The sequence below is a fragment of the Mesoterricola sp. MK458 genome, from assembly GCF_055384935.1.
The window spans coordinates 2,993,891-3,018,701 of sequence record NZ_AP045075.1 but is presented as its reverse complement, the minus strand read 5'-3'; the positions used below and the strand labels follow the sequence as shown (position 1 = coordinate 3,018,701).

Sequence of the window (24,811 nt, the reverse complement as noted above, 5' to 3'; positions counted from 1 at the left end):
GGAACCCATGCTTCGAACTTCCGAAATCACCATGTCCAGCGCGGACCTGGACGAGAGCGACATCCGCTCCGTCGTGGAGGTCCTGCGCGGCGGGCGCCTGGCCCTGGGCCCCGCGGCCGCCGCCTTCGAGGAGGCCGTGGCCGCCTACGCGGGCGTGGCGCACGCCGTCGCCGTGAGCTCGGGCACCGCCGCCCTGCACCTCGTGGTCAAGGCGCTGGGCCTGGGTCCCGGGGACGAGGTGCTGGTGCCCAGCTTCACCTTCGCGGCCTCCGTCAACGCCGTCCTCTACGAAGGCGCCACGCCGGTGTTCGCCGAGGTCGAACCCGTCACCTTCAACCTGGACGTGGAGGACCTGGAGCGGCGGATCACCCCGCGCACCCGGGCCATCGTGGCCGTGGACGTCTTCGGCCACCCCGCGGACTGGGACGGCCTGGCCCGGGTGGCCCGCAGGCACGGCCTGGCCCTCGTGGACGACTGCTGCGAGGCCCTGGGCGCCGAGTACCGGGGCCGCCGGCTGGGCTCCTTCGGCGCCGCCGGCACCTTCGCGTTCTACCCCAACAAGCAGATCACCACCGGGGAGGGCGGCATGGTGGTGACCTCCGATGCGCGCCTGGCCTCCCTTTGCCGCAGCCTGGCCAACCAGGGGCGGGAGGAGGGTTCCAGCTGGCTCCACCACGGCCTCCTGGGCCACAACTACCGCATGGACGAGATGAGCGCCAGCCTGGGCCTGAGCCAGATGGCGCGCCTGGAGCGCATCCTCGAACGGCGCGAACGGGTGGCGACGATGTACGGGGAGCGGTTGTGGCGCGTGCCCGGGGTCCAGCCGCCCCGGGTGCTCCCCCACGTGCGGGTGAGCCGGTTCGTGTACGTGGTGACCCTGGAGGAGGGCCTGGACCGGGACCGGACCCTCGAGGCCATGGAGGCCGAGGGCGTCCCCGCCCGGGGCTACTTCGCCCCCATCCACACCCAGCCCTACATCCGCCAGCGCCTGGGGAACCTGGAAGGCACCCTCCCCGTCACCGAGGGCCTGGCCCGCCGCACCCTGGCCCTGCCGTTCCACAACCGCCTGGCCGAAGGGGACGTGGACCACGTCCTGGCCGTCCTGGGGCGTAGCCTCCGCCGCACCGGGACCCGTATGTAATCCTTGGCCGGTTTCCCAAGCCCAAAAACACCAACCCCGCGCCCGTCCCGTTTCTGGATTCTGGATCCAGGATACGGAATGGGCCGTTCTTTGTTGATTTCTAAACATTGTAAATAAAGAACAAATAGCGGCACCACCTCCTGGCACCGCCCTTGCTCCTTCCGGATCGCCCCGCCCCGTCGGGTGAGGCGACCGAGGGAACCACGGACTGGTTTGCGATTCGGCCCGTCGCGGCATGCGGCGCGGCCCTGGAGGAGGTGCGCCCATGAAGACGCTCGATTCTTTTCTGTTCACCACGAGCCTGGTCGCCCTGGGCTGTTCCGGGCAGGCCGCCCAGGGCGGCAGCAGCACCCCCAAGGCCCCCGTCCCGGCCCTGACGGCCCCCGCCCCGGTGGGCGGCACCGGCGTCATCCGCACCCCCGCCCTGGTGTCGGCGGGCATGACCCGGATCCAGGCCTTCGTGCCGGCCCAGGCCGGCGCCACCTACCAGTGGTCGGTGACCAACGGGAGCATCCCGGGCGTGACGGCCAACGCCGCGGTGTACTACGACGCCCCGGCCTCCGGCGTGGTCTCCCTGGCCTGCACCGTCACCGTGGCGGGCCTGGCGACCACCTACACCCAGGACGTGCCGGTGGTGCCGGTCATGCCCCTCACGCCCTTCTACTACGGATCGGGCTTCAGCGCGGATTCGCTGGCCAACACGGTGGTGGGCGGGCCCAGCGGGAACGTGGTGAGCTACCGCTTCCAGGCGAGGTACACGACGCCCCTGGAGGGCTTCCGCATCTTCTTCATCTGGTCCACCACCAAGCCCGGCTACAACGCGGGCCTGGGGGGCACCGTGCGGGTGGATCTCTTCGCCGACGACGGCACCGGCGCCCACCTGCCCACCGGCCCAGCCCTCGCCACCACCTCGTACGGAAACATCATTCCCCAGAACAACTTCTATCCCAAACTCACCTTTCCCAATCCGGTGAACCTGACGGGCGGCGGCCTGTACCACCTGGTCTTCACGAACATCGACGTGGACCCCGTGGCCAACTACGTCTCCCTGGACACCCTCTACACCGACGCCCAGACCGCCCCCATGCAGCCCGTCATCAGCGACGCCACCTTCGCGGTGCTCTTCAAGCCCGCCGGGGGCGCCTGGAGGCTGCGGCAGGGCTACACCCCCACCCTGGAACTGGACTACAGCACCGGCAGCCAGGGCAACGGGTACATGGAGGTTTGGTCCACCAACCCCAAGGCCGTCTCCGGCGCGGCCTCGGTGCGGGAGGCCTTCAAGGTCTCCGGGCCCAGCCGGAACTTCAGCAAGGTGAACGTGCGCCTGAGCCGCACCGCCGGTTCCAGTCCCTTGACGGTGCGGGTGGAGGAGGCCGACGGCACCCTCGTGGACGAGGCCGACATCCCCGCCGACCGGTTCCCCCTGGGTGTCCCCGCCTGGGTCACGGCCGCCTTCCCCCTCAGCCACGTGCTCAACACCGGGGTCGCCTACAACCTCGTACTCAGCTGCCCCGGGGACACCTCCTTCTCGGCCTTCCCCATGCGCAAGGGACGCGACAAGGGCTTTTCCAACTCGACCTTCTTCCCCGACGGCTACGCCCAGTTCACCACCACCGGCGCCGCCGGGTGGAAGGGATGGGACATGTGGGGCACCCAGAACCTCACCTTCAGCGACCTCCAGTTCGCCTTCGTACCGTGAGGCCCCCGGGTGGCATCCAATCCCCCAAGAACGTGATGCCATGCGCGTGCCGGCCTTCCTCCTGCTCCCCCTGCTTCTCCAGGCCCAGGCCGGGACCTACGGGTCCCGCATCCAGGGGGACTCCCTGGCGAACACCCCCATCGGGCCCCACGGCAACCAGGTGAGCTACCGCTTCCGCGCCAGGCCGGGCGGTCCCTTGCGGGGCCTCCGGCCCTTCCTCATCTGGAGCTTCCGCAAGGCGGGGTACCACGGCGGCACCGGCGGGACCCTCAAGGTGGAGATCCAGACGGACGACGGCAGTGCCGCCCATGCGCCGTCGGGACGGGTGCTGGCCACCAGCCGGCAGACCCTCAACCTGGTGCCCGCCAGCGACCGGTTCTACCCCCTGGTCGCCTTCGACCGCAAGCCCGTGCTGGCCGCCGGAACGCTCTTCCACGCCGTGTTCACCAACGCGGATCCCCGCGCGGGCGTGAACTTCGTTTCCGTCAACGCCATCTTCTCCCGCACCGCGGGGGCCCCCATCCAGCCCACCCTGCCGGACGAGGACTGGGCCATGCTCTTCCGGAGCGCCGCGCACCCCCGCTGGGAACCCCGGCGCACCCCGGGCACCGCCGAGGGATTCACCCCCATCCTCGAGGTGTACTACGAGGGCGGTGCCTCCCAGGGGGTCGGCTACATGGAGTTCTGGATGGGGGCGCCCCGGCCCGTGGACGGGTCGGCCTCCGTGGGCGAGGTCTTCACGGTGACGGGGGCCTCCCGGACGGTGGAGGCCGTCCACCTCCGGGTCCGGCGCCTGGCGGGCAAGGGGCCCCTGGCGGTGCGCATGGAATCCACCGACGGGAAGGCGCAGGCCGAGGCCGCCTGCGACCCGGCCTGCCCCCCGGTCAGCGCCTCCTGTGCCATGGGCGGGTGCGGATGGGTGGAGGCCACCTTTCCCCGTCCGCCGCCCATCCTCCAGGGGGGCCATACCTACCGGCTGGTCCTCGGGGCCCGCGGGGATGGCCGCTTCGAAGCCTTCCCCATGCGGAAGGGGACGGACAAGGGCTTCACCGCGGCCACCCTGTTCGCGGATGGTCATGCGGAGTTCAAGGACAAGGGTGGCTGGAAGGGGTGGACCCAGTGGGGCCAACCGAATCGAAAGGATTCAGATTTGCAGTTTTATTTTACGTTATCTGAAAAATAGTACCCTGGAGGTGCCTATGGGTTGCGGGATGCTATTAATTAATAATACTGATGGGTGCACCGACCCCCGGTCCCACCCGAGCCTCGTCACCCAATGCGCATTCCGTGGTTGCAATCCGTGTTCGCCCCTTCCAGCCCGCGACTGGGCCGGGGACTCCTGGGTGCCTGCGCCCTCCCCGCAGCCTACGGGCTGGTGGCTTCAGGCGGGCTGAGCGCGGGAGCCCAGCGGACGCTGCTCCTGGCGGGCGCCCTGGCGACGGCCGCCTCCCTGGCGACGCTGGCCGTGGGCGCGCTCCGGGCCTACCGCACCAAACTGGACGACCAGGCCCTGGGGAAGGTGCTGCAGGGCTCGCCCCTGCCCACCCTGGTCCTGGACCGGGAGGGCCGGGTCCAGGGCCACTGGAACCGGGCGGCGGAGGAACGCTTCCGCCTTTCCTCCGCCCAGGCCCTGGGAAAGCCGCTGCCCGTGGCCCTCCCCGGCCTCCGGCAGGAGCTCGGCCGGCTCCTGGAGCGCGCCTTCCAGGGGGATACCTTCACCGGCATCCGGGGCCAGGGCCTCCCGGGATCCGGTCCCACGTTCCCCTTGACCCTGTGCATGACGCCCCTGCGCGGCCCCGGAGACGCCGTGGAGGCGGTCCTGGTGATCCTCCTGGACGCCTCCGAGGCCCTGGGCATCGAGCGCCAGCTCCTGCACAGCCGCAGCCTGGAGGCCGCCGGGGAGCTCCTCAGCACCGTCACCCACGACGTGAACACCATCCTCACGAGCATCCTGGGCTGCAACGAGCTGCTGCTGCGGGACCCCCACCTGAGTCCGGACCAGAAGCGCCGCCTGGAGGTCATGCGCAGGGGCGCCAGCCGGGGCCATGACCTGGCCGCACGGCTCCTCCGCCACGTGCGCAGGGCACCGGCGGAGCGGCGGAAAACGGACCTGAACGACCTGGTGCAGGAGGTGGCAGGGCTTCTGGAGGACGCGGCAGGCTCCGGGGTGAAGATCCGGTGCCAGCTGGAGCCGGACCTGCCGGCCCCCCTGGTGGAGCCCACCGAGATCCACCAGGTGATCCTGAACCTGGGCACCAACGCCCGGGATGCCATGGCGGGCGGCGGAGACCTCACCTTCCGCACCCGGCTGGCCCGTCCGGGCGAGGCGCCGGAACTGCCGGACCCCGTGATCCTCCTGGAGGTCCAGGACACGGGCAGCGGGATCCCCGCCGAGGTGCGGGAGCGCATGTTCGAGGCGTACTTCACCACCAAGGTGGAGGGGAAGGGCACCGGGCTGGGGCTGGCCATGGTGGCCCGCATCGTCCAGGCCCACGGCGGCCGGGTGGGTTGCACCAGCCGGGAGGGCGAGGGCACGCTGTTCCAGGTCTTCCTGCCCGTGGGCGTCAGCGCCTGAGGATCATCGACACGACGGTCTTGTCGTTGCCGCCCATGGACACCAGGATGCCGTGGTCCTTCCGGACGTCCACCTGGTAGCCGGCGGCACGGCCGGTGAGCTGCCGCCACAGGTCCACGGCCATGCGCACCCCGGTGGCGCCGGTGGGATGGCCGTAGCCCACCAGGCCGCCCCCCGTGTTGGTGGGCCAGCGCCCGTCCCGGCGGGTGACGCCTTCCAGCACCGCGTCGGCGCCGCCCCCGGGCGGGGCCATGCCCAGGGCCTCGGTCAGCAGCACGCCGGAGATGGTGAAGCAGTCGTGGACCTCGGCGACGCCCATGTCCGCGATGCTGGTGCCGGCCATGGCCATGGCCTGTTCGGCCGCCCTGCGGCAGGTGGTCATCTCCGTGAGGTCGGGCGGGGGCGCGGTGAGGTTGGCGGCCATCTGGCCGTAGCCGGCGAGTTCGACCACGTCCTCCCGGGCCAGGCCCAGCCGTCGCCAGCCTTCCTCGGAGGCCACGAGGATCGAGGCCGCGCCGTCGGAAACCTTGGAGCAGTCGTAGAGGTTCAGGTGGTCCGTGAAGCTCTTGGGGTTGGGCGGGGTGAGGCCCTGGGCCAGGAGATCCTTGGCCGAGTTGAAGTGCTCCTGGGCGTCGGGGTTGAGCCGGGCGGATTCCACCGCGTTGCGGTACCAGTGGGCGAAGGCTTGCCTGGCCTTCTCCGGGCCCACCTTGGCGGCATACGCGCCGGCGCGGTCGGAGAACTTGCCGGGGAAGAAGTAGGCGTGGCCGTCCTTGCGCTCCCCGTCGTACCATCCGGCTCCCGCGAGGAAGTCCGCGCAGTAGATGGCCTTGACGGTGTTCTGCACCTCCACGCCCATGACCAGGACCACGTCGGCCATGCCGCTGAGCACGCTCTTGACGGCCGAGGCCAGGGCCAGGCCCCCGGAGGCGCAGGCCCCCTCCACCCTGAGGCTGGGCTTGTACTCCAGCGCGGGGTGGACGATGGTGAGCAGCGAGCCCAGGTGGCCCTGGCGGTTGAACCGCGCGGCCATGAAGTTGCCGATGACGCTCTCGTCGATGGCGGCGGGGTCCCCGATCTGGGCCAGGGTGGCCGCGCCGGACTGGCGGATGTAGTGGTCCAGGCCCGGCCGGGGGGACCGGGGATTGAACTCGGGGCGGCCGGTGCCCAGGCTCGTGGTGTAGGCGCCGGCGGCGAGGTAGACGGGCTTGTGCAGGGTCTTCATGGTTCCGCTCTCAGTCCAGGTAGTCGTTGATGGGGCCGTACAGGTGGAAGAAGCCCAGGGTCAGAACGGCGTTCACGTCCTCGGCCCGGGCGGCCACGCCCTGGCGCACCAGGTCCAGGGCCGCCTCGCGGCTGTCCTCCGCGTGGTTCCGGGCCATGCCGGCGCCCAGGGAATCCAGGCCCTTGAGGGCCGCGAAGTAGGCGCGCAGCCGGCTTTCCTTGCCGGGGTCCCGGGAGAGGGCCTTCCAGGAAAGGGACGGGTCGGGGTGGAGCCCCAGCCGCCCGTCCAGGTCGGCGGTGAAGGCCGGGTCCATGGGCACGTACTCCCGCGTGGCCGGATCGAAGATGCCCGCGGGCCGCCCCTTCTCGTACCGCAGGAAGCCGTCCTTCTGGCCCCCGGAGGAGGTCTGGCCCCCCCGGACGCCCATTTCCAGGAGCGTGTCCACCAGGTCGGAGTGGAGGCCCTCCTGCAGGTACTTGTCCATGACCCGGAGGATGAGCTGGAACACGTCGATGCCCACGTAGTCGATGAGCTGGAACATGCCCATGGGCCGCAGCAGCCAGTCCCGGCTCACCTTGTCGACCATGTACACCGCCTGGACGAACCCGTAGTCCCGGGCCAGGTGCTCCATCTCGCGGATGCACCGCAGGCCGTCCCGCATGAAGTGGCCGTTGCCGATGAAGCCCGCGATGTCCCGGGCCGGAACGGTCTTCTTGCGGAGGGCCAGGGCCAGTTCCTCCGAGGCCGCCACCAGTTCGGGATCGCACCCTTCGGGGACGATGAGCTCCACCAGTTTCTGGACCGCGGGCGGGTTGTAGAAGTGGAACCCGATCATGCGGCCTTGGATGCCGCACTGGTCGGTGAGCACGTGGAGCGGGATGCTGGACGTGTTGGTGAGGAACCAGGCCGAGGGCGGGCAGAGCACGGCCAGCTCGTTGTAGATCTGGAACTTGACCTCCTCCTTCTCGAAGGCGGCCTCGAAGACGAGGAGGGCATCCCCGGCCAGGGCGAGGGTCTTGCCGGTGCGCAGGTGAAGCATGACCTCGGCCACGAACGCCTCGACCATCTCGGCGTTCTCCACCAGGTCGGCGCGGTCGCGGAAGAGCGCGCGCAGGCGGTTCACCTGGCGCTCCCCGTCCTTGCGGGCCTGGTCCCGGACGTAGCGCAGCAGGCCCTGGAGGCCGGCGTCGTGGGTGTCGATGAGGCTGAGCACGAAGGTGGCCTGGGGGTTCTCCAGGGCGCGGTAGGCCATGTCCAGGGCGAGCAGCAGGGCGATGCCGCTGCCCATCTTGCCCGCGGCCCCCACCACGGCGACGTTCTGCATTCGGGTGTTCAGGTCCATGTCGGGAGTCCTCTACTGGCCCAGGAACCGGGCGGGTCGCTTGTCGATGAAGGCCTGCATGCCTTCCTTCTGGTCGAGCGTGGCGAAGGCGCGGGAGAAGAGCTCGGCCTCGAGGGCGAGCCCGTGGGCCAGGGGGCCGTCGGTGCCTTCGTTCACGGCCCGCTTGACGCTGGACACCGCCAGCGGGGCCTTGGCGGCGATGGCGGCGGCGATTTCCATGCACCGGCCCATGAGGGCCTCGGGCGCCACCACCTCGTTGAACAGGCCCAGTTCGAGGCCGCGGGCGGCGCCGATCACCTCGCCGGTGAACAGCAGGTGCTTGGCGGCGGACCGGCCCAGGATGCGGGCCAGGCGCTGGGTGCCCCCGAACCCGGGCGGGACGCCGAGGTTCACCTCGGGCTGGCCGGCCTTGGCCCGATCGCTGGCGATGCGGATGTCGCAGGTCATGGCGAGCTCGCAGCCGCCGCCAAGGGCGTAGCCGTTCACCGCGGCGATGACGGGGTGCGGGTAGTCCTCGATGAGCGTGAAGATCCGCTGGCCGCGCTGGGCGAAGGCCTTGGCCTCCACGGGCGTGAAGCGGGCCATGGCCTTGATGTCGGCCCCCGCCACGAAGGCCTTGCCCGCCCCGGTGAGGATCACCACGCGCACCGAGGGGTCGCGGCCCAGGGCCAGGAAGGCCTCCTCGAGCCCCGCGAGGATCGTGTCGTCCAGGGCATTGAGCGCCTCCTGGCGGTCGATCGTCACGATGCCGATGCCGTTGTCGATGTCCAGCTTCACATGGTCGCTCATGGCGTCTCCGTGCCTTCAAACGTTGGGGAACTGCGGTTCCCAGGGCTCCACCACCAGGAGCGGGTCCCCCGCGGACACCGCCACGCCCTCCCGGGCGGTGACCGAGGCCACGATCCCGTCAATGGCGGACTTCAGTTCGTTCTGCATCTTCATGGCCTCGAGGATCAGCACCACCTGGCCCGCTTCGACGCGGTCCCCGGGCTGGACCAGCACGGCGCGCACGTTGCCCGCCATGGGGGACTTCATGTCCTGGCGTCCCGTGGCCCCCTTGCCCATCCTCATGGCCAGCTTCTTCTTCTTCTCCTCCACCATCTCCACTTCGTAGTGGTCGCCCCGGATGAACACGTCGAAGGTGTCCCCGCCGGGCTTGGCGTCCACGTCCACCTCGAAGGAGCGTCCGTCGATGAGGAGGGAATAGATGTTGGGCTGGGGCTCCAGGAAGTCGACGTGGTACTCCTTCTCGCCCAGGGTCACGGTGAAGAGCCCGGGGCGGGGCTCGACGACCTTCGCCCGGGTGGTGCGTCCCTGATGCGTGCCGATGTAGACCATCCCTGCCTCCTCAGAATCCCGGATCCCGCCTGACCCTGCCGCTGGCCTTCCACGCCGAGGCGTCGCCGGCCGGTCCTTCCTCGACGCCCGACCGGCCCAGGGCCTTCTCCTTGTCCCTGCGGTAGGCGCCGATGGCCGCCGCCACCAGGGCGATGTCCTCGTTGGGCTTCTCGCGGGCCTCGTCGTTGGGCTGGAACTCGTTGTCGATGAAGTTGGTGTCGATGTCGCCGGAGAGGAAGCGCTCGTTCTTGAGCATCCGGGCATGGAAGGGGATGGTCGTCTTGACGCCCTTCACGGCGTATTCGGACAGGGCGCGCTGCATGCGGGTGATCATGCGCTCGCGGGTGCTGCCCCAGACCACGAGCTTGCTCAGCATGGGGTCGTAGTGGATGGGCACGTCCAGGCCCTCGTACATGCCCGATTCGTCGCGCACCCAGGGGCCGCCCGGGACCCGCAGGCCGATGATCCGGCCCGGGGTGGGCAGGAAGCGGTTGTCGGGGTCCTCGGCGTAGATGCGGCACTCCAGGGCGTGCCCGTGGCAGGGGATGTCCTCCTGGCGGAAGGGGAGGACGTAGCCGGCGGCGCTGCGGATCATCTCCTTGCACAGGTCGATGCCCGTGATCATCTCGGTGATGGGGTGCTCCACCTGCAGGCGCGTGTTCATCTCCAGGAAGAAGAACTCCCGGGATTTGCCGGAAACGATGAACTCCACCGTGCCCGCGGAGTCGTAGTCCACGGCCCGGGCCGCCTTGATGGCGGCCTCGCCCATGGCCCGGCGCATCTCCGGGTCCACCAGGGTCGAGGGGGCTTCCTCGATGACCTTCTGGTGCCGGCGCTGGATGGAGCACTCGCGTTCCGGACAGTAGATGAGGTTGCCGTGCTTGTCGCCCAGCACCTGGATCTCGATGTGCCGGGGGTTCTCGATGTAGCGCTCCAGGTACACCGCGTCGTCGCCGAAGGCCGCCAGGCTCTCGGCCTTGGCGGCGCGGTAGGCCGCCACGACGTCCTCGCGGCGGTGGATCTGGCGCAGCCCCTTGCCGCCGCCGCCCGCGGCGGCCTTCATCATGATGGGGAACCCGATGCGGTCGGCCCACTCCAGGGCCTGGGCCTCGGACTGGAGGTTCTCCCGCATGCCGGGCACCAGGGGGACCCCCATCTCGTGCACGGCCACCCGGGAGGTGGTCTTGTTGCCCATGACGCGGATGGCCCGGGGGTTGGGCCCGATGAAGGTGATGCCCTGGGCGGCGCAGGCCTCGGCGAAGGCCGCGTTCTCCGACAGGAACCCGTAGCCGGGATGGATGGCGTCCGCGCCGCACCGGGCGGCCACCTCCAGGATCCGGTCCTGGCGCAGGTAGGATTCGCGGCTGGGGGCGGGGCCGATGCAGTAGGCCTCGTCCGCGGCCCGCACGTGGAGGGCGGCCCGGTCCGCCTCGGAGAAGACGGCGACGGTGGGAACCCCCAGCTCCTTGCAGGCGCGGATGACCCGGATGGTGATCTCGCCCCGGTTGGCGATGAGAATCTTCCTGAACATGGTCGGTGTCCTCAAAGCGGCAGGTTGCCGTGCTTCCGGGGCGGGGTGCCCACGCGCTTGTTCCTGCACATCTCCAGGGCGCGGATGAGGACGGGCCGGGTGTTCATGGGATCGATGACCTCGTCCACGTAGCCCAGCTCCGCGGCATTGTAGGGGTTGGCGAAGGTGTCGCGGTAGTCCTGCAGCAGGGCGGTGCGGGTGCGCTCGGGTTCCAGGGATTTGTCCAGCTCCTTGCGGTGGATGATGTTCACCGCGCCTTCCGGGCCCATGACGGCGATCTCGGCCGTGGGCCAGGCGATGGCGTAGTCGCAGCGGATGTTCTTGGCGTTCATCACGCAGTACGCCCCGCCGTAGGCCTTGCGGGTGATGACGGTGAGCCTGGGAACCGTGGCCTCGGTGATGGCGTAGAGGAGCTTGGCCCCGTGCTTGATGATGCCGCCGAGTTCCTGGCCCACCCCGGGCAGGAAGCCGGGGACGTCCTCGAAGAAGATCAGCGGGATGTTGAAGCAGTCGCAGAACCGCACGAAGCGCGCGCCCTTGAGGGAGGAATCCACGTCCAGGGCGCCGGCGAGGTGGTTGGGCTGGTTGGCCACGATGCCCACGGGCCTCCCGTTGAGGCGGGCGAAGCCGATGACCAGGTTCCTGGCGAAGTGCTCCTGCACCTCGAAGAAGTAGCCGTCGTCCACCACGGCGTGGAAGATGTCCTTCATGTCGTAGGGCAGGCTGGCCGAGTCGGGCACCAGGGTGCGCAGGGCGATCTCGGTGCGGTTGGGATCGTCGGTGCAGGCCCGCGTGGGCGGGTCGTCCTGGTTGTTGAGCGGCACGAAGCTCATGAGCTCACGGATCATGAGCAGGCACTCCTCGTCGTCCGCGCAGGCGAAATGGGCGCAGCCGGAGCGGGCGTTGTGGGTCATGGCCCCGCCCAGGTCCTCCTTGCTGACCTCCTCGTGGGTGACCGCCTTGATGACGTCGGGCCCCGTGATGAACATGTAGGAGGTGTCCTTGACCATGAAGACGAAGTCCGTGATGGCCGGCGAATAGACCGCGCCGCCCGCGCAGGGCCCCATGATGGCCGAGATCTGCGGCACCACCCCCGAGGACAGCACGTTGCGGGTGAAGATGTCCGAATAGCCCGCCAGGGACTGGACCCCTTCCTGGATGCGCGCGCCCCCAGAGTCGTTGAGCCCGATGACGGGCGCCCCGTTGCGGGAGGCCATGTCCATGATCTTGCAGATCTTTTCCGCGTAGGCCTTGGAGAGGGAGCCGCCGAAGACGGTGAAGTCCTGGGCGAAGACGTACACCAGGCGCCCGTCGATCTTGCCGAAGCCCGTGACCACGCCGTCGCCGGGGATCTTCACCTTCTCCATGCCGAAGTTGTCGCAGCGGTGCAGGACGAACTTGTCGATCTCCGTGAAGGAGCCCTCGTCGAGCAGGATGGCGATGCGTTCCCGGGCCGTGAGCCTGCCCGACGCGTGGTGCTTGGCGATCTTGTCCGCGCCCCCGCCCTTTTCGGCTTCCTCGTGCTTGGCCTTCAGCAGACTCAGCTTCGCGTCCTGTCCCGTGGTCATGCCCCCTCCTGGAAAGAGCCCTGAATACCCTTTTCTTTTCCCAGCGATCCTCGGCGTGCCTCGGCGCCTCGGCGATAAGTCCTTTTCTTGGTTGTTTCGACGCATCCGATTCCAGCGCCGGCGCAACCGTGAAAAAGATCTATCGCCGAGGCGCGGAGGTTCGCCGAGGGTCGCAGAGAAAAGATGAAAGAAGTCATTTTCCTGATCCGGCTTAGAGCAGCTTGGCGATGGTCTGCAGCTGCATGAAGGTCGTGCCTTCGTAGATCTTGCCGATCTTGCTGTCCCGGAAGTACTTTTCCGCGGGATAGTCCTTCGTGAAGCCGTAGCCGCCGAAGAGTTCCAGGCACTCGCTCGACACCCACTCCGCCACCTGGCTGGTGAAGTACTTGGCCATGGCGGCCTCCCGGATGAAGGGGAGCCCGGCGTCCTTCATGCGGGCGGCGTTGTAGGTCATGAGGCGGGCGGCCTCCACGCGGCTGGCGCATTCGGCCAGGCGCATCTGCACGGCCTGGAAGTCGAAGATGGGCTTGCCGAACTGCCGGCGCTCCTTCGTGTAGGCCAGGGCGTGGCCCAGGGCCCCCTCGGCCAGGCCCAGCATCTGGGCGGCGATGCCGATGCGGCCCTCGTTGAGGGTCTCGATGGCCACCTTGTAGCCCTTGCCCACCTCGCCCAGCACCTGGCCGGGCCCCACCTGGACGTCGGCCAGACTCAGCTCGCAGGTGGAACTGGCCCGGATGCCCAGCTTGTTCTCCTTCCTGGAGACCGAGAAGCCCGGCGTGTCCCGCTCGACGATGAAGGCCGTGATGCCCTTGTAGCCCGCCGCGGGATCCACGGTGGCGAAGACGATGAAGATCCCGGCCTCCTGGGCGCTGGTGATGAAGAGCTTGCTGCCGTTGAGCCGGTAGCCGTCCGCGTTGGGCGTGGCGCGGGTGGCCAGGGCGAAGGCGTCCGAGCCCGAGCCCGCCTCGGACAGGGCGTAGGCGCCCACGGTGTCCTTGCACAGGCGCGGCAGGTAGAGCTTCTTCTGGGCCTCGCTGCCCCAGCGGCTGAGGCAGTTGTCCACGAGCGTATTCTGCACGTCCACCAGGACGCCCACGGACGGGTCGACCTTGCTGAGCTCCTCGATGACGAGGATGGCGTTGAAGAAGGTGGACCCGGCGCCGCCGTACGCCTCGGGCACCTCGATGCCCATGATGTCCAGGCCGAAGAGCTTCTTCACCAGGTCCGGGCGCATCTCCTGCTGCTCGTCCATGGCCTCGCGAAGGGGTTCGATCTCGTTTTTGGCGAAGTCGGCCACCAGTTCCTGGAAGGCGAGTTCCTCTTCGCCAAGCTGGGTCAAGGGCATGCTCATTCTGGGCTCCGGAGGGTGTCGGTTCTGGGGGTGGTGATGAAGTTGAACATGAATCGGGACGGGGATGGTAATGATGAATCGGGGATTCACATGGAGCGGCGGTATTTTCCTCCCATTTCGTAGAGTACGGAAGTGATCTGCCCCAGGCTGGCCACCCGGACCGTGTCCATGAGGACCTCGAAGAGGTTGCCCCCCAGGCGCACCTGGTCCCGGAGGCGGTCCAGGGCGGGGCCCGCCTCGGCGGCGTGGCGTTCCTGGAAGGCTCGCAGGTCCCGGAGGCGGTCGTTCTTCTCCTCAGGGGTGGCCCGGCTCACGGGGCGGGGTTCGGCCCCGGGCTCCTCCTCGCGCACGAAGGTGTTGACCCCCACCACGGGGAGTTCCCCGGAGTGCTTGCGGGTCTCGTAGAGCAGGGACTGCTCCTGGATGCGCAGGCGCTGGTACTGGGTCTCCATGGCGCGCAGGACGCCGCCCCGCCCGTTGAGGCGGGCGAACTCCTCCAGCACGGCCTCCTCCACCTGGTCCGTGAGGCGGCTGAAGAAGTACGAGCCCTGCAGGGCGTTCTCGTTCCAGTAGACGCCCCACTCCCGGGTGATGATGAGCTGGATGGCCATGGCCAGGCGCACCGACTCCTCGGTGGGGGTCGTGAGGGCCTCGTCGTAGGCGTTGGTGTGCAGGGAATTGCAATTGTCCACCAGGGCCGTGAGGGCCTGGAGGGTCGTGCGGATGTCGTTGAACTTCATCTCCTTGAGGTGCAGGGAGCGCCCGGAGGTCTGGATGTGGTACTTGAGCTTCTGGTTCTTGTCGCTGGCGCCGTACACGTCCCGCAGGGCGATGGCCCAGATGCGCCGCGCCACGCGCCCCAGGACGGCGTACTCCGGGTCCAGGCCCGAGCTGAAGAAGAAGGAGAGGCTCGGGGCGATGTCGTCGATGGCCATCCCGCGGCTCAGGTAGTACTCCACCAGGGTGAAGCCGTTGGCCAGGGTGAAGGCCAGCTGGGTCACGGGGTTGGCCCCGGCCTCCGCGATGTGGTAGCCCGAGACGCTCACCGAGTAGTAGTTGCGCATGCGGTGCCCGATGAGGAAGGCCTGCATGTCGCCCATCATGCGCAGGGCGAACTCGATGGAGAAGATGCAGGTGTTCTGGGCCTGGTCCTCCTTGAGGATGTCGGCCTGGACGGTGCCGCGCAGGCTGCGCAGCGTGGTCTCCCGGTCGATGCCCTTGGCCAGCTGCTGGTCGATGGCGGCGTTGAAGAACATAGCCAGGATCACCGGCGCCGGGCCGTTGATGGTCATGGAGACCGAGGTGTTGGGGTCGCACAGGTCGAAGCCCTGGAAGAGGGTCTTCATGTCGTCCAGGGTGGCGATGCTGACGCCGGATTCACCGACCTTGCCGTAGATGTCGGGGCGTTCGTCGGGGTCTTCGCCGTAGAGCGTCACGGAATCGAAGGCGGTGGACAGGCGCTTGGAGGCCTCTCCCCGGCACAGGAAGTGGAACCTCCGGTTCGTGCGCTCCGGGCCGCCCTCCCCCGCGAACTGACGCTTGGGGTCCTCATCGGTGCGGCGGAAGGGGAAGGCGCCGGCCGTGTAGGGGAAGCTTCCGGGAACGTTCTCCTGGCGGAGGAACCGGATGATCTCGCCGGCCCGGTCCGTGGGAGGAAGCTCCACCTTGCGCACCGGGGTGCCCGACAGGGACGTGAGGGTCAGGGGCACGTGCACGTCCCGGTCCCGCACCCGGTAGGTGAAGGCCTCGCCGGAATACGCCGCCTTGAGGCGGTCCCAGCGCTCCAGGAGCCCGGCGCCCTCCCCCAGGTCCTCCCGGGCCCTGGCCGCCTCGGCCTTCAGGTCCTCGGGGGGCTCGGCCATGGCCGCGCAGGCCCCCTCCAGGGCCTGGAGCCGGTCCGCCCGGGCCGCGAGGGTCTCGGTGCGGAGGCGGTAGTCCCGCACCGCCTTGATGATCTCCTGGAGGTACTTGCCCCTTTCGAAGGGCACGATGGGCGCGGCCCGCTCGCAGGAGAAGGCCGCGGGGCCCGGGTCGGGCAGGGCCGAACGCAGGTCCAGGGCGAAGGCCTCCCGCAGGTGGGCCAGCAGGTCCAGGTAGAGCCGGTCCACGCCCGCGTCGTTGAAGTGCCCGGCGGCGGTGCCGTAGACGGGCAGCGCCGCGTCGGGGACGGAGGCGGGGATGTTCCGGTTGCGCCGGACCTGGCGGCGCACGGCCTGCAGGGCGTCCTCGGCGCGCTTGTCCTCGAACTTGTTGATCACCACCAGCCGCGCGTAGTCCAGCATGTTGATCTTCTCGAGCTGGGTGCCCGCGCCGAATTCGCTGGTCATCACGTAGACCGGCACGTCGGCCATGTCCAGGATCTCGGTGTCGCCCTGGCCGATGCCGCTGGTCTCCACCAGGATGAGCCCGGCCCCCGAGCGCTTCAGGAGGTCCGCCCCGGCCCGCACCGTCGCCGTGAGGTTCCCCGAGGCCGCCACGCTGCGGAAGAAGACCCGGTCGCTGGCCGTGGATCCCATGCGCAGGCGGTCCCCCAGCAGGGCGCCCCCCGAGGCTTTGCGGGTGGGGTCGATGGCCAGCACCGCCACCTTCAGGTGGGGGAAGTCCAGGAGGAGGCGGCGCACCAGCTCGTCGGCCAGGGAGCTCTTGCCCGCGCCGCCGGTGCCGGTGAGGCCCACCACGGGAATCCGGGGGGCATCGCCCGTGGGGATCTCCCCGGTTAGCGCCGCGGTGAGGCGCCGGGACAGGGCGAGGCGCTCCCCGGGAGGGACGGCCTGGGCGGCCCGCGGGCGCCGCACCCGGGCCAGGAGGTCGGCGATCATGCCTTCGACCCCCAGGATCATTCCGTCGTCGGGGGTGTAGATCTTCTCCACGCCGGAGGCCTCCAGGACCTGGGCCTCCTCGGGCAGGATCACGCCGCCGCCCCCGCCGAAGACCCGGATGTGCCCGGCGCCCATGGCGCGCAGGGTTCCGGCCAGGTAGGTGAAGAACTCCATGTGGCCGCCCTGGTAGGACGACACGCACACCGCGTCGGCATCCTCCTCCACCGCGGCCTTGGCGATCTCGGCCACGCCGCGGTTGTGCCCCAGGTGGACGACCTGGGCCCCCTGGACCACCAGGAGCCGCCGGACGAGGTTGATGGCGGCGTCGTGGCCGTCGAACAGGGCCGCGGCGGTGACGATCCTCACGGGCTGGCTGGGTTCACTCATGGGTGCTCCGGAAGGCGGATTTTAAGCGAGATGGGTTCTCATTCTCGCTCAGAATCGGACTCGGCCTTCCGGAATATTTATGGACCCATAACCGGGACCAATCAGGGCGTGTACACCGCCTCGGTGCGCGCCGAGTTCCCGAAGCCATCCACCACCGCCACCGTCCAGGCATAGGGGGTCCTCACCGCCAGGGCCCCGGTGGGCAGGTTGCCGGGGTCGTTGGGGTCCCCCAGGGTCCAGTCGAGGGTGGTGTCGGAGAGCCCGTCCACGGTCCAGGAAGCGCCGGCCCCCGCGAGCGTGAAGACGTAGTGGAAGGGCGCGGGGGGCAGGGCCGGAGCGACCCAGCTGAAGGCGGGCTGGAGGTTGGCGGTCTGGCCCGTGCCGTCCCCTTCGGTGGGCTGGAGGTTCGTGGGGAAGGCGTCCAGGACGCCGGTCACCGGGGCGGTGAGGGTCAGGGTGGTGCCGTCGTGGCAGGTGGCGAGGAGGGTGTAGGCGTCTCCCACGGCGGGCCGGCCCGTGGCGGCGGCCTCGAACGTCATCACGGGGCCGCCTGCGTTGGTGCCCAGGCTCGCGGGCACCGGCAGCTTCGGTCCCGAAACCGCCTGGGCCGCGGCCACGTGGTGGGTCCCGTCCCGCAGCGTGAAGATGAGGGTGTACTGGTCGGAGGCGTCGGCCCCCCGGGTGTGGCGGGTGGTGACGGTCGCGGTGGCCGGGGCCGTGGGCAGGGCCAGGTCCAGGCCCGGGGTGTCGCCGGCCACGGCGGCGGCGCGGGCGCCGGTGGGGTTGTCGATGGAGATGAGCCCGTTCCGGTCCGGGTCCAGGAAGGCCACCATCCGGTAGGGAGCGCCGGGCGCGGAGGCCGGGAGGCCGGTGACGGCGTAGGCCTGGGGGCTCGAGGCCGCCTCCGCCAGGGTCATCCACACCCGGCGGGTGGCCGGGTCCCGGAAGCCCACGTAGAGCGGGCCCGGGTCGCCGGCGCCGAAGGTGACCTGGCCGCTGGCGGTGAAGCCCCCCGTGGCCCCGCCCACGGTGACGGCCGGCGCGGTGGACCAGGCCGTGGCCGTGGCGGTCCCCAGCCCCCGCATGCGGAGATGCAGGATGGCGCCGTTGGGGAAGGAGGTGCCGGTCAGGAGGAGCAGGTGGCCGGCGGAGGGCGGAACCTGCCGGAACCCGCCCGGGGTGGCGAAGGTGGGGTCCTCGCTCCACTCCACCCGGTAGGACCGGGGCTGCTCCACCCCGGACGACAGGATGGGGGCGTAGTCGATGGCGACCCCTGAATCCATGGGGTTCGCCTGGAATTGGGGACCCGGCAGGGCGGAAAGGTCGGGGGCCTCCGCCTCCAGGGGCAGGACCAGGCCCGTGACGTTCGCGTCGGTCACGGTGACCTCGGCGGACAGGGTTCCGGCGGGATCGTGGGCGTTGGGCAAGCCCTTGTCGAAGAGGTCCTTGCGGCCGGAGAGGAGGTAGCTGCCCGGCGGCACGCCCTTGAACGTGAAAGCGCTGCCGCCGTTGAGCTCGAGGTGGGCCGTGCCGAGGCTGGAGCCGCCGCCGGCGGGCCGGAGGGTGAGGTAGACGGTGGCGGGGTCGGGGTTCGGGTCCACGAGGGAGCCGGAGACGGCGTAGCCCAGGGCGGCCGTGAAGGGGGCCTCCACGGGGGCGCTCACCACCGTGACGGAACGGGCGGTGGGCTCGAAGACCGAGGAGAAGGCGGGGATGGAAGGGGTGAGGGTGTAGGTGCCCGGAGGCACGTCCGGGAAGGCGTAGGCGCCGGTGGAGTCGGTGCTGGCGGTCCGGGCCGGGTGGGTGCCGAGGGTGAGGGTGGCGCCGGTGACGCCCTCGTCCCCCGCGGTCACCCGGCCCGACACGGTGTAGCCGGCGGCCACGGTCACGACGGCGTTCCGGCTCCGGGTGGGCTCGCCGGCGCCATTGGAGACGGTCACGGCGTATTTCCCGGCGTCGTCCACGGTGGCGCGATCCACGTGGTAGGTGGCGCCGGTGGCGCCGTTCAGGGGCTCGTCGTCCCGGCTCCACTGGTAGGTGAAGACATTGGGCACCCCCACCGCCGCGACGCTCAGGGTGAAGGCCGAACCGGCCGCGAGGCTCTGGCCCTGCGGCTGGGTGGTGATCACCGGGGCCGCGGTGACGTTGAGCAGCGCCGCGTCGCTGGTGACGGCCTTCCCGGCACAGGTCACGGTGACGGTGTAGACGTCCCCGTCCATGGCCGGGAGGGTGGCGGGGATGGCCCAGGAGGACGCGGTGGCCCCGGGGATGGGGCGGCCGTTGCGGTTCCACTGGTAGGCGAGGGGATTGCCCTCGGCCTCGACCGTGAAGGTGGCGGCGGCCGGGGAAAGGACGTTCTGGGTCACGGGCTGGACCCGGATGACCGGACCATAGGCCACCGTGAGGGTGGCCGGAAGGCTGGTGACCGAGCCGGTGGGGTTGGTCACCGTCACGCTGTGGGTGGCGCCGTCCATGTCCCGGGTGACGGCCGGGAGGGTGTACGTGGGCCCCGTGGCCCCATCGATGGGGGTGGATCCCTTCTGCCACTGGTAGGTGAGGCCGCCAAGCCCCGCGGCGGCCACCGTGAAGGTGGCGGCGGCGCCCGGGGCCACGGTGGCGTTGGCGGGCTGGGAGGTGATCACCGGGGGCCCGGTCACCTCCAGGACGGCGGCAGCGCTGGTGGCCGTCCCGAGGCTGTTGGTGGCGACCAGGGCGTAGGCGTTGCCGGTCATGGCCGAATCCGTGGGCGGGGTGGTGTAGGCATTCGAGGTCGCCCCGGGGATGGGGAGGCCGTTCAGGGTCCACTGGTAGGTGGGCGCGGGGTTGCCCGAGACGGAAGCCGTGAAGGTCGCGGTGGCGGGTGCCTTGACGGCCTGGTTCCGGGGCTGGGCGGTGACGAGGGGCTCCAGGGGCGTCAGGGGCGCGTCGCCCCGGCCGCCTCCGCAGTGGACGGCGAGCGCCATGAGGCATCCCGGGAGGGCACCTTTGATGAATTTATAAATAATACTTTTCATTCCAGGCCTCGGGGGTCGCCGCTTCGGCCGAAGCGGGTAGTCCAGCATTGGGGTTACATTAAATAAACAATGCCTTGGAGTTGAATCCAGCGACCCATTCGGGAGGCCTGAATGGGTCGGCAAGGGTTTGTCATAAGAATTTAATTCAATTTGCGCTTCGCGCCACGCCGCATACTGGGAACGTCCAGCGGAGATCCCATGGCCTTCCCCCTCGGCCCGCGCTTCCAGGAAGCCCTGGCCTACGCCGCCCGGATCCACACCGGGCAGTTCCGCAAGGGGACCTCCGTCCCCTACGTCTCCCACGTGCTCGCGGTGACCGCCCTCGCCCTGGAGCACGGGGCGGATGAGGAGGTGGCCGTGGCGTGCCTCCTCCACGACGCGGTGGAGGACGGCGGGGGCCTGCCGGTGCTGGAGGAGATCCGGGAGCGGTTCGGCGAGGGGGTGGCGGCCCTGGTGCTGGAGTGCACCGACGCCACGGCCACCCCCAAGCCCCCCTGGCGGGGGCGCAAGGAGGCCTACCTGGCCCACCTGGCCGAGGCCAGCGCGGGGGCCCGCCTCGTGGTCCTCTGCGACAAGCTCCACAACGCCACGTCCCTGGTGCGGGACCTGCGCGCCACCGGCGCGGCGCTGTGGGACCGCTTCAGCGCGGGGCCGGAGGAGACGGCGTGGTACTACCGAAGCGTGGTGGACATCCTGGGGCGGAAGGGCCGGCCTCCGCTCCTGGAGGAGCTGGACGCCGTGGTGCGGGAGCTGGAGGCCGCGATCAGGCCTGGCGCTTGAGCCAGGCGTTGTAGGCGTACATGCTCGCCGCGCTGCAAAGGCCGATGCCCGTGAGGATCACCCAGCCGGTGGCCGCGGCGCCGGGGTCGAGCTTCAGCAGGCCGCTGGGGAGCTTCGTGGCCCCCTTGCACATGACGGCGTTGAAGAGCCAGGCGCCCGCGGGCCCGCCCACGAGGGAACCCACGGCCATGGGAATGTTGGCGTAGCCCAGGAAGAGCCCCTCCTGCCCCTTGGGGGCGAGGGAACCGATGTACTCGTAGAGCCGGGCGGAGGCGAACAGCTCGCCGAAGGCGATCAGGGCGACCGTGAGCACGATGAAGAGCGATCCCAGGGGCAGCAGGTCCCCCACGCGCAGGCCGACGCCCCCCGCCATGTAGAGGGGCGCGATGTTGATGAGCATGGAGAACCCGATGATCACCGTGCCCACGACGATGGACTTGATGGGGGGCAGCTTGCCGAAGGCCATGGTGATGAGCAGCTGGCAGGTGACGATGACGAAGGGGTTGGCCATGGTGTAGATGTCCATGGCCGGGGTGAGTTCCACGGTGCGTTTCAGGTAGAGGGGCAGCAGGTTGTACACCTGGTTGTAGATGAAGTAGAAGCCGCTGGAGACCAGCAGGAACATGGCGAAGCGCCCGCTGCCCAGCACCTTGACCATGCCCAGGAGGATCTCGCCCATGGAGCGCACGGGCTTCTTCTCGGTGTTGCCCATCTCCACGTCGGGATCCTTGTACACCAGGAGCACCACGAGGAAGGCCACCACGGCGGCCGCCATGGAGACGGCGAAGATCGCGCTGAGGTCGAAGCGCCGGCGGAAGTAGAAGGCCACGCCCCGGCCCACCAGACTGCCCACGTTGATGATCATGTAGAAGATGGCGAAGCCCAGCGTCTTGCGGGCGCCCGCGGTCTTCTGCACGGTGCCGGCGATGCAGGGCTTCACGATGCTGCCACCCAGGCCGATCAGGACCACGCCGCCGACGATGGGCACGGCGGTGCGCCAGCCCACGGTCACCTCGGAGGAGAACACCGGCGAGAGCTGGGCCCCGCCGAACCACACCGGGTAGCCCATGAGGAAGTAGGCCACCGCCAGCAGCACGAAGGCCACCAGGAGGGACTTCTTGAACCCGTACTGGTCGGCCAGGGAACCCGAGAGGATGGGCAGGAAGTACACCAGGAACCACAGCACGCTGCTGTTCAGGAAGCTGGGCCAGTAGGCCCCGAACCCCAGCTGGCCGAGGTAGAGCACGACGAAGCTGGCCATGGCGTAGTAGGCCGCGCGTTCGCACAGTTCGGTGCCGTTGGCGGTCCAGAAACTGCTGGGGAACCCAGGCTGGGCCCCGCCCTGGGGGCTGGTCTCGTTCATCGTTGTCTCCCAATCTGCCTCGTAAAGCTTGGCATGGAGCGGTGCGGGAGAGAAGCGGCGTGGCATAGGTCACAAAAGGGATCAGGAACTCCGAAATAGACGAAGGCCGGTGCTAGGCTCGAAGGCATGAAGAAGCGTCCGTTTCCCCTTCGCCACGCGGTGCAGGCCGCGTTCCTGGCCCTCTGCGCATGGATCGGGATCGAGTTCGTGCTCTTCATGCACGGCCGCGGCGCCCATCCCCCGGGAGCGGAGGGCTTCCTGCCCATCAGCGCGCTGCTGAGCCTCAAGTTCTGGGCGCTCACCGGACGCATTTGCGAGCTCCATCCGGCCGGGCTCTTCATCTTCCTGGCCATCGTCGCCCTGGGCCTGTTCCTGAAGAAGGCCTTCTGCAGCTGGCTGTGCCCCGTGGGAACCCTCAGCGAGGCCCTCTGGCGCCTGGGGGCCAAGCTGTTCGGGAGGAACCTCGAGCCGCCCCGGTGGCTGGACTACCCCCTGCGCTCCCTGAAATACCTCCTCCTGCTCTTCTTCCTGTGGGCCGCCTGGAGGATGGACGGCCCCGCCCTGCAGGGGTTCCTCTACAGCCCCTTCAACGCCGCGGCCGACATCCGCATGTACCTCTTCTTCGTCCGCATCTCGACCACCGCCCTGGTCGTGGTGCTCGTCCTGGCCGCCCTGTCCCTGGTGGTGAAGAACGTCTGGTGCCGCTACCTCTGCCCCTACGGGGCCCTGCTGGGCCTGCTGAGCCTGGCGAGCCCGGTGCGCATCACCCGGTCCAAGGCGACCTGCATCGACTGCAAGCTCTGCACGAAGGCCTGCCCTTCGCGCATCCTCGTGCACGAGGCCTCCCGGGTGGGCAGCGACGAGTGCACCGGATGCTACCAGTGCGTGGAGGCCTGCCCCGTGAAGGACACCCTGGAGATGCGCGCCCCCGGCGGCAAGGCCGTGCCCAGGGCCGTCTTCGCGGCCCTGGTGGCGGGGCTCTTCCTGGCGGTGACGGGCCTGGCCCTGCTCACGGGCAACTGGCACAACGTCATCACGGCCGAGGAATACCAGGAGCTCATCCGCATGCAGGACGGCCCCGTCCGCTGAACCGGGCCCTGGCTACCCCAGGCCCAGCACCGCGTTGGTGCGATCCCGCACCGACTTCAGCACATCCGTTTCCCGGGTGAGGTCGTGGCCGTGGGAGGGGACCATCTTCCGGATGAGCGCCTGACCCTCCGCGGTCCGGGATTCGGAGAAGCACTTGAGGATGAGGTCCACCATGGTGGCCGCGCAGGTGGAGGCCCCGGGCGAGGCGCCCAGGAGGGCCGCGAGGGTCCCGTCCGCCGACGCGACCATTTCGGTGCCGAATTCCAGCTTGCCGCCCTGTTTGGGATCCTTCTTGATGATCTGGACCCGCTGGCCGGCGATCTCCAGGTCCCAGTCCTCGGGGCGGGCGGTGGGGATGAAGTCCCGGAGCGTTTTCACCCGGTCCTCGTGGGACTGGAGCACCTGGCCGATGAGGTAGCGGGTCAGGTCGAGGTTGTGCAGGCCCGCGAAGAGCATGGGCTTGAGGTTGCTGGGTTTCACCGCGCGGGGGAGGTCCAGGTACGAGCCCTCCTTGAGGTACTTGGTGGTGAACCCGGCGTAGGGGCCGAAGAGCAGGGCCCGGGATTCCCCGATGATGCGGGTGTCCAGGTGGGGCACGGACATGGGCGGGGCGCCGATGGTGGCCTTGCCGTACACCTTGGAGGCATGGCGGGCGACGATGGAGGGGTTCTTGCACACCAGCCACTGGCCGCTCACGGGGAAGCCGCCGTAGCCGTCCGCCTCGGGGATGCCCGACTTGAGCAGGAGGGGCAGGGCGCCCCCGCCGGCCCCCAGGAACACGAACTTCGCGGTGAACTCCTTGCGGCCGCCCTCCTTGCGGTCCGCGGCCTCCAGGCGCCAGAGGCCGTAGGGTTCACGGGTGAGATCCTTCACGTCGTGGTTCACCTCGAGGCGGAAGCCGGGCCGGGCCTTCAGGGCGTCGAACAGGGTGCGGGCCAGGCTCCCGAAGTCCAGGTCGGTGCCCCGGTTCACCCGGGTGGCGGCCAGGGGCGTGCCGGGCTCGCGGCCCTCCATCACCAGGGGCATCCATTCGGCCAGCTCCGCCGGATCCTCGGTGATCCGCATGTCCGCGAACATGGGGTGGGCGCTGAGGCGGGCCTGCCGGGTGCGCAGGAAGCGGGTGTTGGCCTCGCCCCACACGAAGCTGAGGTGGGGGCAGGGGTTGAGGAACGTGGACGGGGAGGGGATGATGCCCCGCTCCACCAGGTGGGACCAGAACTGCAGCGACACTTCGAAGGAGGCGTTGATGTTCAGGGCCTTGGTGATGTCCACCGACCCGTCGGGCTTCTCGGGGGTGTAGTTCAGTTCGCAGTTGGCGGCGTGGCCGGTGCCGGCGTTGTTCATGGCCTGGCTGCTCTCCTCGGCGACGTCGCCGAGGCGCTCCAGCACGAGGATCCGCATGTCGCTCCGGAGTTCGGCCAGCATGGTGGCCAAGGTGGCGCTGACGATCCCGCCCCCCACGATGGCGACGTCGACCTGATTCTCCTTGGGAACCACGGGCCCTCCTGGGAAATTTCCCCATTATGCCTAGGGCGCGGCCCTGCCGGCCGGAGAATTTCGGATCGGCGTTTCGATAATCCTGGAGGGCG

17 protein-coding genes are annotated in these 24,811 nt (G+C 69.5%); 6 read left to right on the top strand and 11 right to left on the bottom strand.

Features of this window, described 5'->3' with window-relative positions; translation table 11 throughout:
• Positions 1–7: 7 nt before the first annotated feature.
• The 4 genes from ACZ5LB_RS12960 to ACZ5LB_RS12945 all read left to right on the top strand — a co-directional run bounded on the left by ACZ5LB_RS12960 (position 8) and on the right by ACZ5LB_RS12945 (position 5,415).
• Positions 8–1,141: a DegT/DnrJ/EryC1/StrS family aminotransferase gene (locus tag ACZ5LB_RS12960; protein WP_464602645.1), complete on the top strand. Its 1,134-nt coding sequence runs from the start codon at positions 8–10 to the stop codon at positions 1,139–1,141.
• A gap of 265 nt (positions 1,142–1,406) precedes the next feature.
• Positions 1,407–2,840: a hypothetical protein gene (locus tag ACZ5LB_RS12955; protein WP_464602644.1), complete on the top strand. Its 1,434-nt coding sequence runs from the start codon at positions 1,407–1,409 to the stop codon at positions 2,838–2,840.
• Positions 2,841–2,880: 40 nt separating this feature from the next.
• Entirely contained in the window at positions 2,881–4,023 is a 1,143-nt protein-coding gene (locus ACZ5LB_RS12950) for a hypothetical protein (protein ID WP_464602643.1), read from the top strand.
• Between the two features lie 117 nt (positions 4,024–4,140).
• Positions 4,141–5,415, top strand: coding sequence for a two-component system sensor histidine kinase NtrB (locus ACZ5LB_RS12945; protein WP_464602642.1), 1,275 nt, complete (start codon positions 4,141–4,143; stop codon positions 5,413–5,415).
• Here the strand turns inward: ACZ5LB_RS12945 and ACZ5LB_RS12940 are convergent.
• From ACZ5LB_RS12940 to ACZ5LB_RS12900, 9 genes are all read right to left on the bottom strand, one after another.
• Positions 5,405–6,640 carry a thiolase C-terminal domain-containing protein gene (locus ACZ5LB_RS12940; protein ID WP_464602641.1) on the bottom strand — a complete coding sequence of 412 codons (1,236 nt, stop codon included), beginning with the start codon at positions 6,638–6,640 and terminating at the stop codon, positions 5,405–5,407. The genes ACZ5LB_RS12945 and ACZ5LB_RS12940 overlap by 11 nt on opposite strands.
• A 10-nt stretch (positions 6,641–6,650) precedes the next feature.
• Positions 6,651–7,982, bottom strand: a complete 1,332-nt coding sequence (locus tag ACZ5LB_RS12935) for a 3-hydroxyacyl-CoA dehydrogenase family protein (RefSeq protein WP_464602640.1) — start codon at positions 7,980–7,982, stop codon at positions 6,651–6,653.
• A gap of 12 nt (positions 7,983–7,994) precedes the next feature.
• A complete protein-coding gene (locus tag ACZ5LB_RS12930) occupies positions 7,995–8,771 on the bottom strand; it encodes an enoyl-CoA hydratase/isomerase family protein (protein WP_464602639.1) in 777 nt (258 codons plus the stop codon).
• A gap of 15 nt (positions 8,772–8,786) precedes the next feature.
• Entirely contained in the window at positions 8,787–9,320 is a 534-nt protein-coding gene (locus ACZ5LB_RS12925; RefSeq protein ID WP_464602638.1) for a biotin/lipoyl-containing protein, read from the bottom strand.
• 10 nt (positions 9,321–9,330) lie between these two features.
• A complete protein-coding gene (gene accC / locus ACZ5LB_RS12920; RefSeq protein ID WP_464602637.1) occupies positions 9,331–10,851 on the bottom strand; it encodes an acetyl-CoA carboxylase biotin carboxylase subunit in 1,521 nt (506 codons plus the stop codon).
• Between the two features lie 11 nt (positions 10,852–10,862).
• The gene (locus tag ACZ5LB_RS12915) at positions 10,863–12,419 is read right to left on the bottom strand and encodes an acyl-CoA carboxylase subunit beta (RefSeq protein WP_464602636.1); all 1,557 of its coding nucleotides are present in this window, start codon (positions 12,417–12,419) and stop codon (positions 10,863–10,865) included.
• A gap of 211 nt (positions 12,420–12,630) precedes the next feature.
• Positions 12,631–13,770, bottom strand: a complete 1,140-nt coding sequence (locus tag ACZ5LB_RS12910) for an acyl-CoA dehydrogenase family protein (RefSeq protein ID WP_464602635.1) — start codon at positions 13,768–13,770, stop codon at positions 12,631–12,633.
• An 86-nt stretch (positions 13,771–13,856) separates the two neighbouring features.
• On the bottom strand, positions 13,857–16,976 hold the full coding sequence (icmF, locus tag ACZ5LB_RS12905) for a fused isobutyryl-CoA mutase/GTPase IcmF (protein WP_464602634.1): 3,120 nt from the start codon (positions 16,974–16,976) through the stop codon (positions 13,857–13,859).
• A gap of 101 nt (positions 16,977–17,077) precedes the next feature.
• On the bottom strand, positions 17,078–19,939 hold the full coding sequence (locus tag ACZ5LB_RS12900; protein WP_464602633.1) for an immunoglobulin domain-containing protein: 2,862 nt from the start codon (positions 19,937–19,939) through the stop codon (positions 17,078–17,080).
• 249 nt (positions 19,940–20,188) lie between these two features.
• Here ACZ5LB_RS12900 and ACZ5LB_RS12895 point away from each other — a divergent pair, with 249 nt between their 5' ends.
• A complete protein-coding gene (locus tag ACZ5LB_RS12895) occupies positions 20,189–20,770 on the top strand; it encodes an HD domain-containing protein (protein WP_464602632.1) in 582 nt (193 codons plus the stop codon).
• Here the strand turns inward: ACZ5LB_RS12895 and ACZ5LB_RS12890 are convergent.
• Positions 20,754–22,133: an MFS transporter gene (locus ACZ5LB_RS12890; RefSeq protein ID WP_464602631.1), complete on the bottom strand. Its 1,380-nt coding sequence runs from the start codon at positions 22,131–22,133 to the stop codon at positions 20,754–20,756. The two genes, ACZ5LB_RS12895 and ACZ5LB_RS12890, sit on opposite strands and share 17 nt — an antisense overlap.
• A 126-nt stretch (positions 22,134–22,259) precedes the next feature.
• Between ACZ5LB_RS12890 and ACZ5LB_RS12885 the strand changes: the two genes are divergently transcribed.
• Positions 22,260–23,222, top strand: coding sequence for a 4Fe-4S binding protein (locus ACZ5LB_RS12885; protein ID WP_464602630.1), 963 nt, complete (start codon positions 22,260–22,262; stop codon positions 23,220–23,222).
• 12 nt (positions 23,223–23,234) lie between these two features.
• Here the strand turns inward: ACZ5LB_RS12885 and mqo are convergent, their stop codons facing one another.
• Positions 23,235–24,719 (bottom strand): malate dehydrogenase (quinone), encoded by a 1,485-nt coding sequence (mqo, locus tag ACZ5LB_RS12880; protein ID WP_464602629.1) that lies wholly within the window; start codon positions 24,717–24,719, stop codon positions 23,235–23,237.
• Positions 24,720–24,811 lie beyond the last annotated feature (92 nt).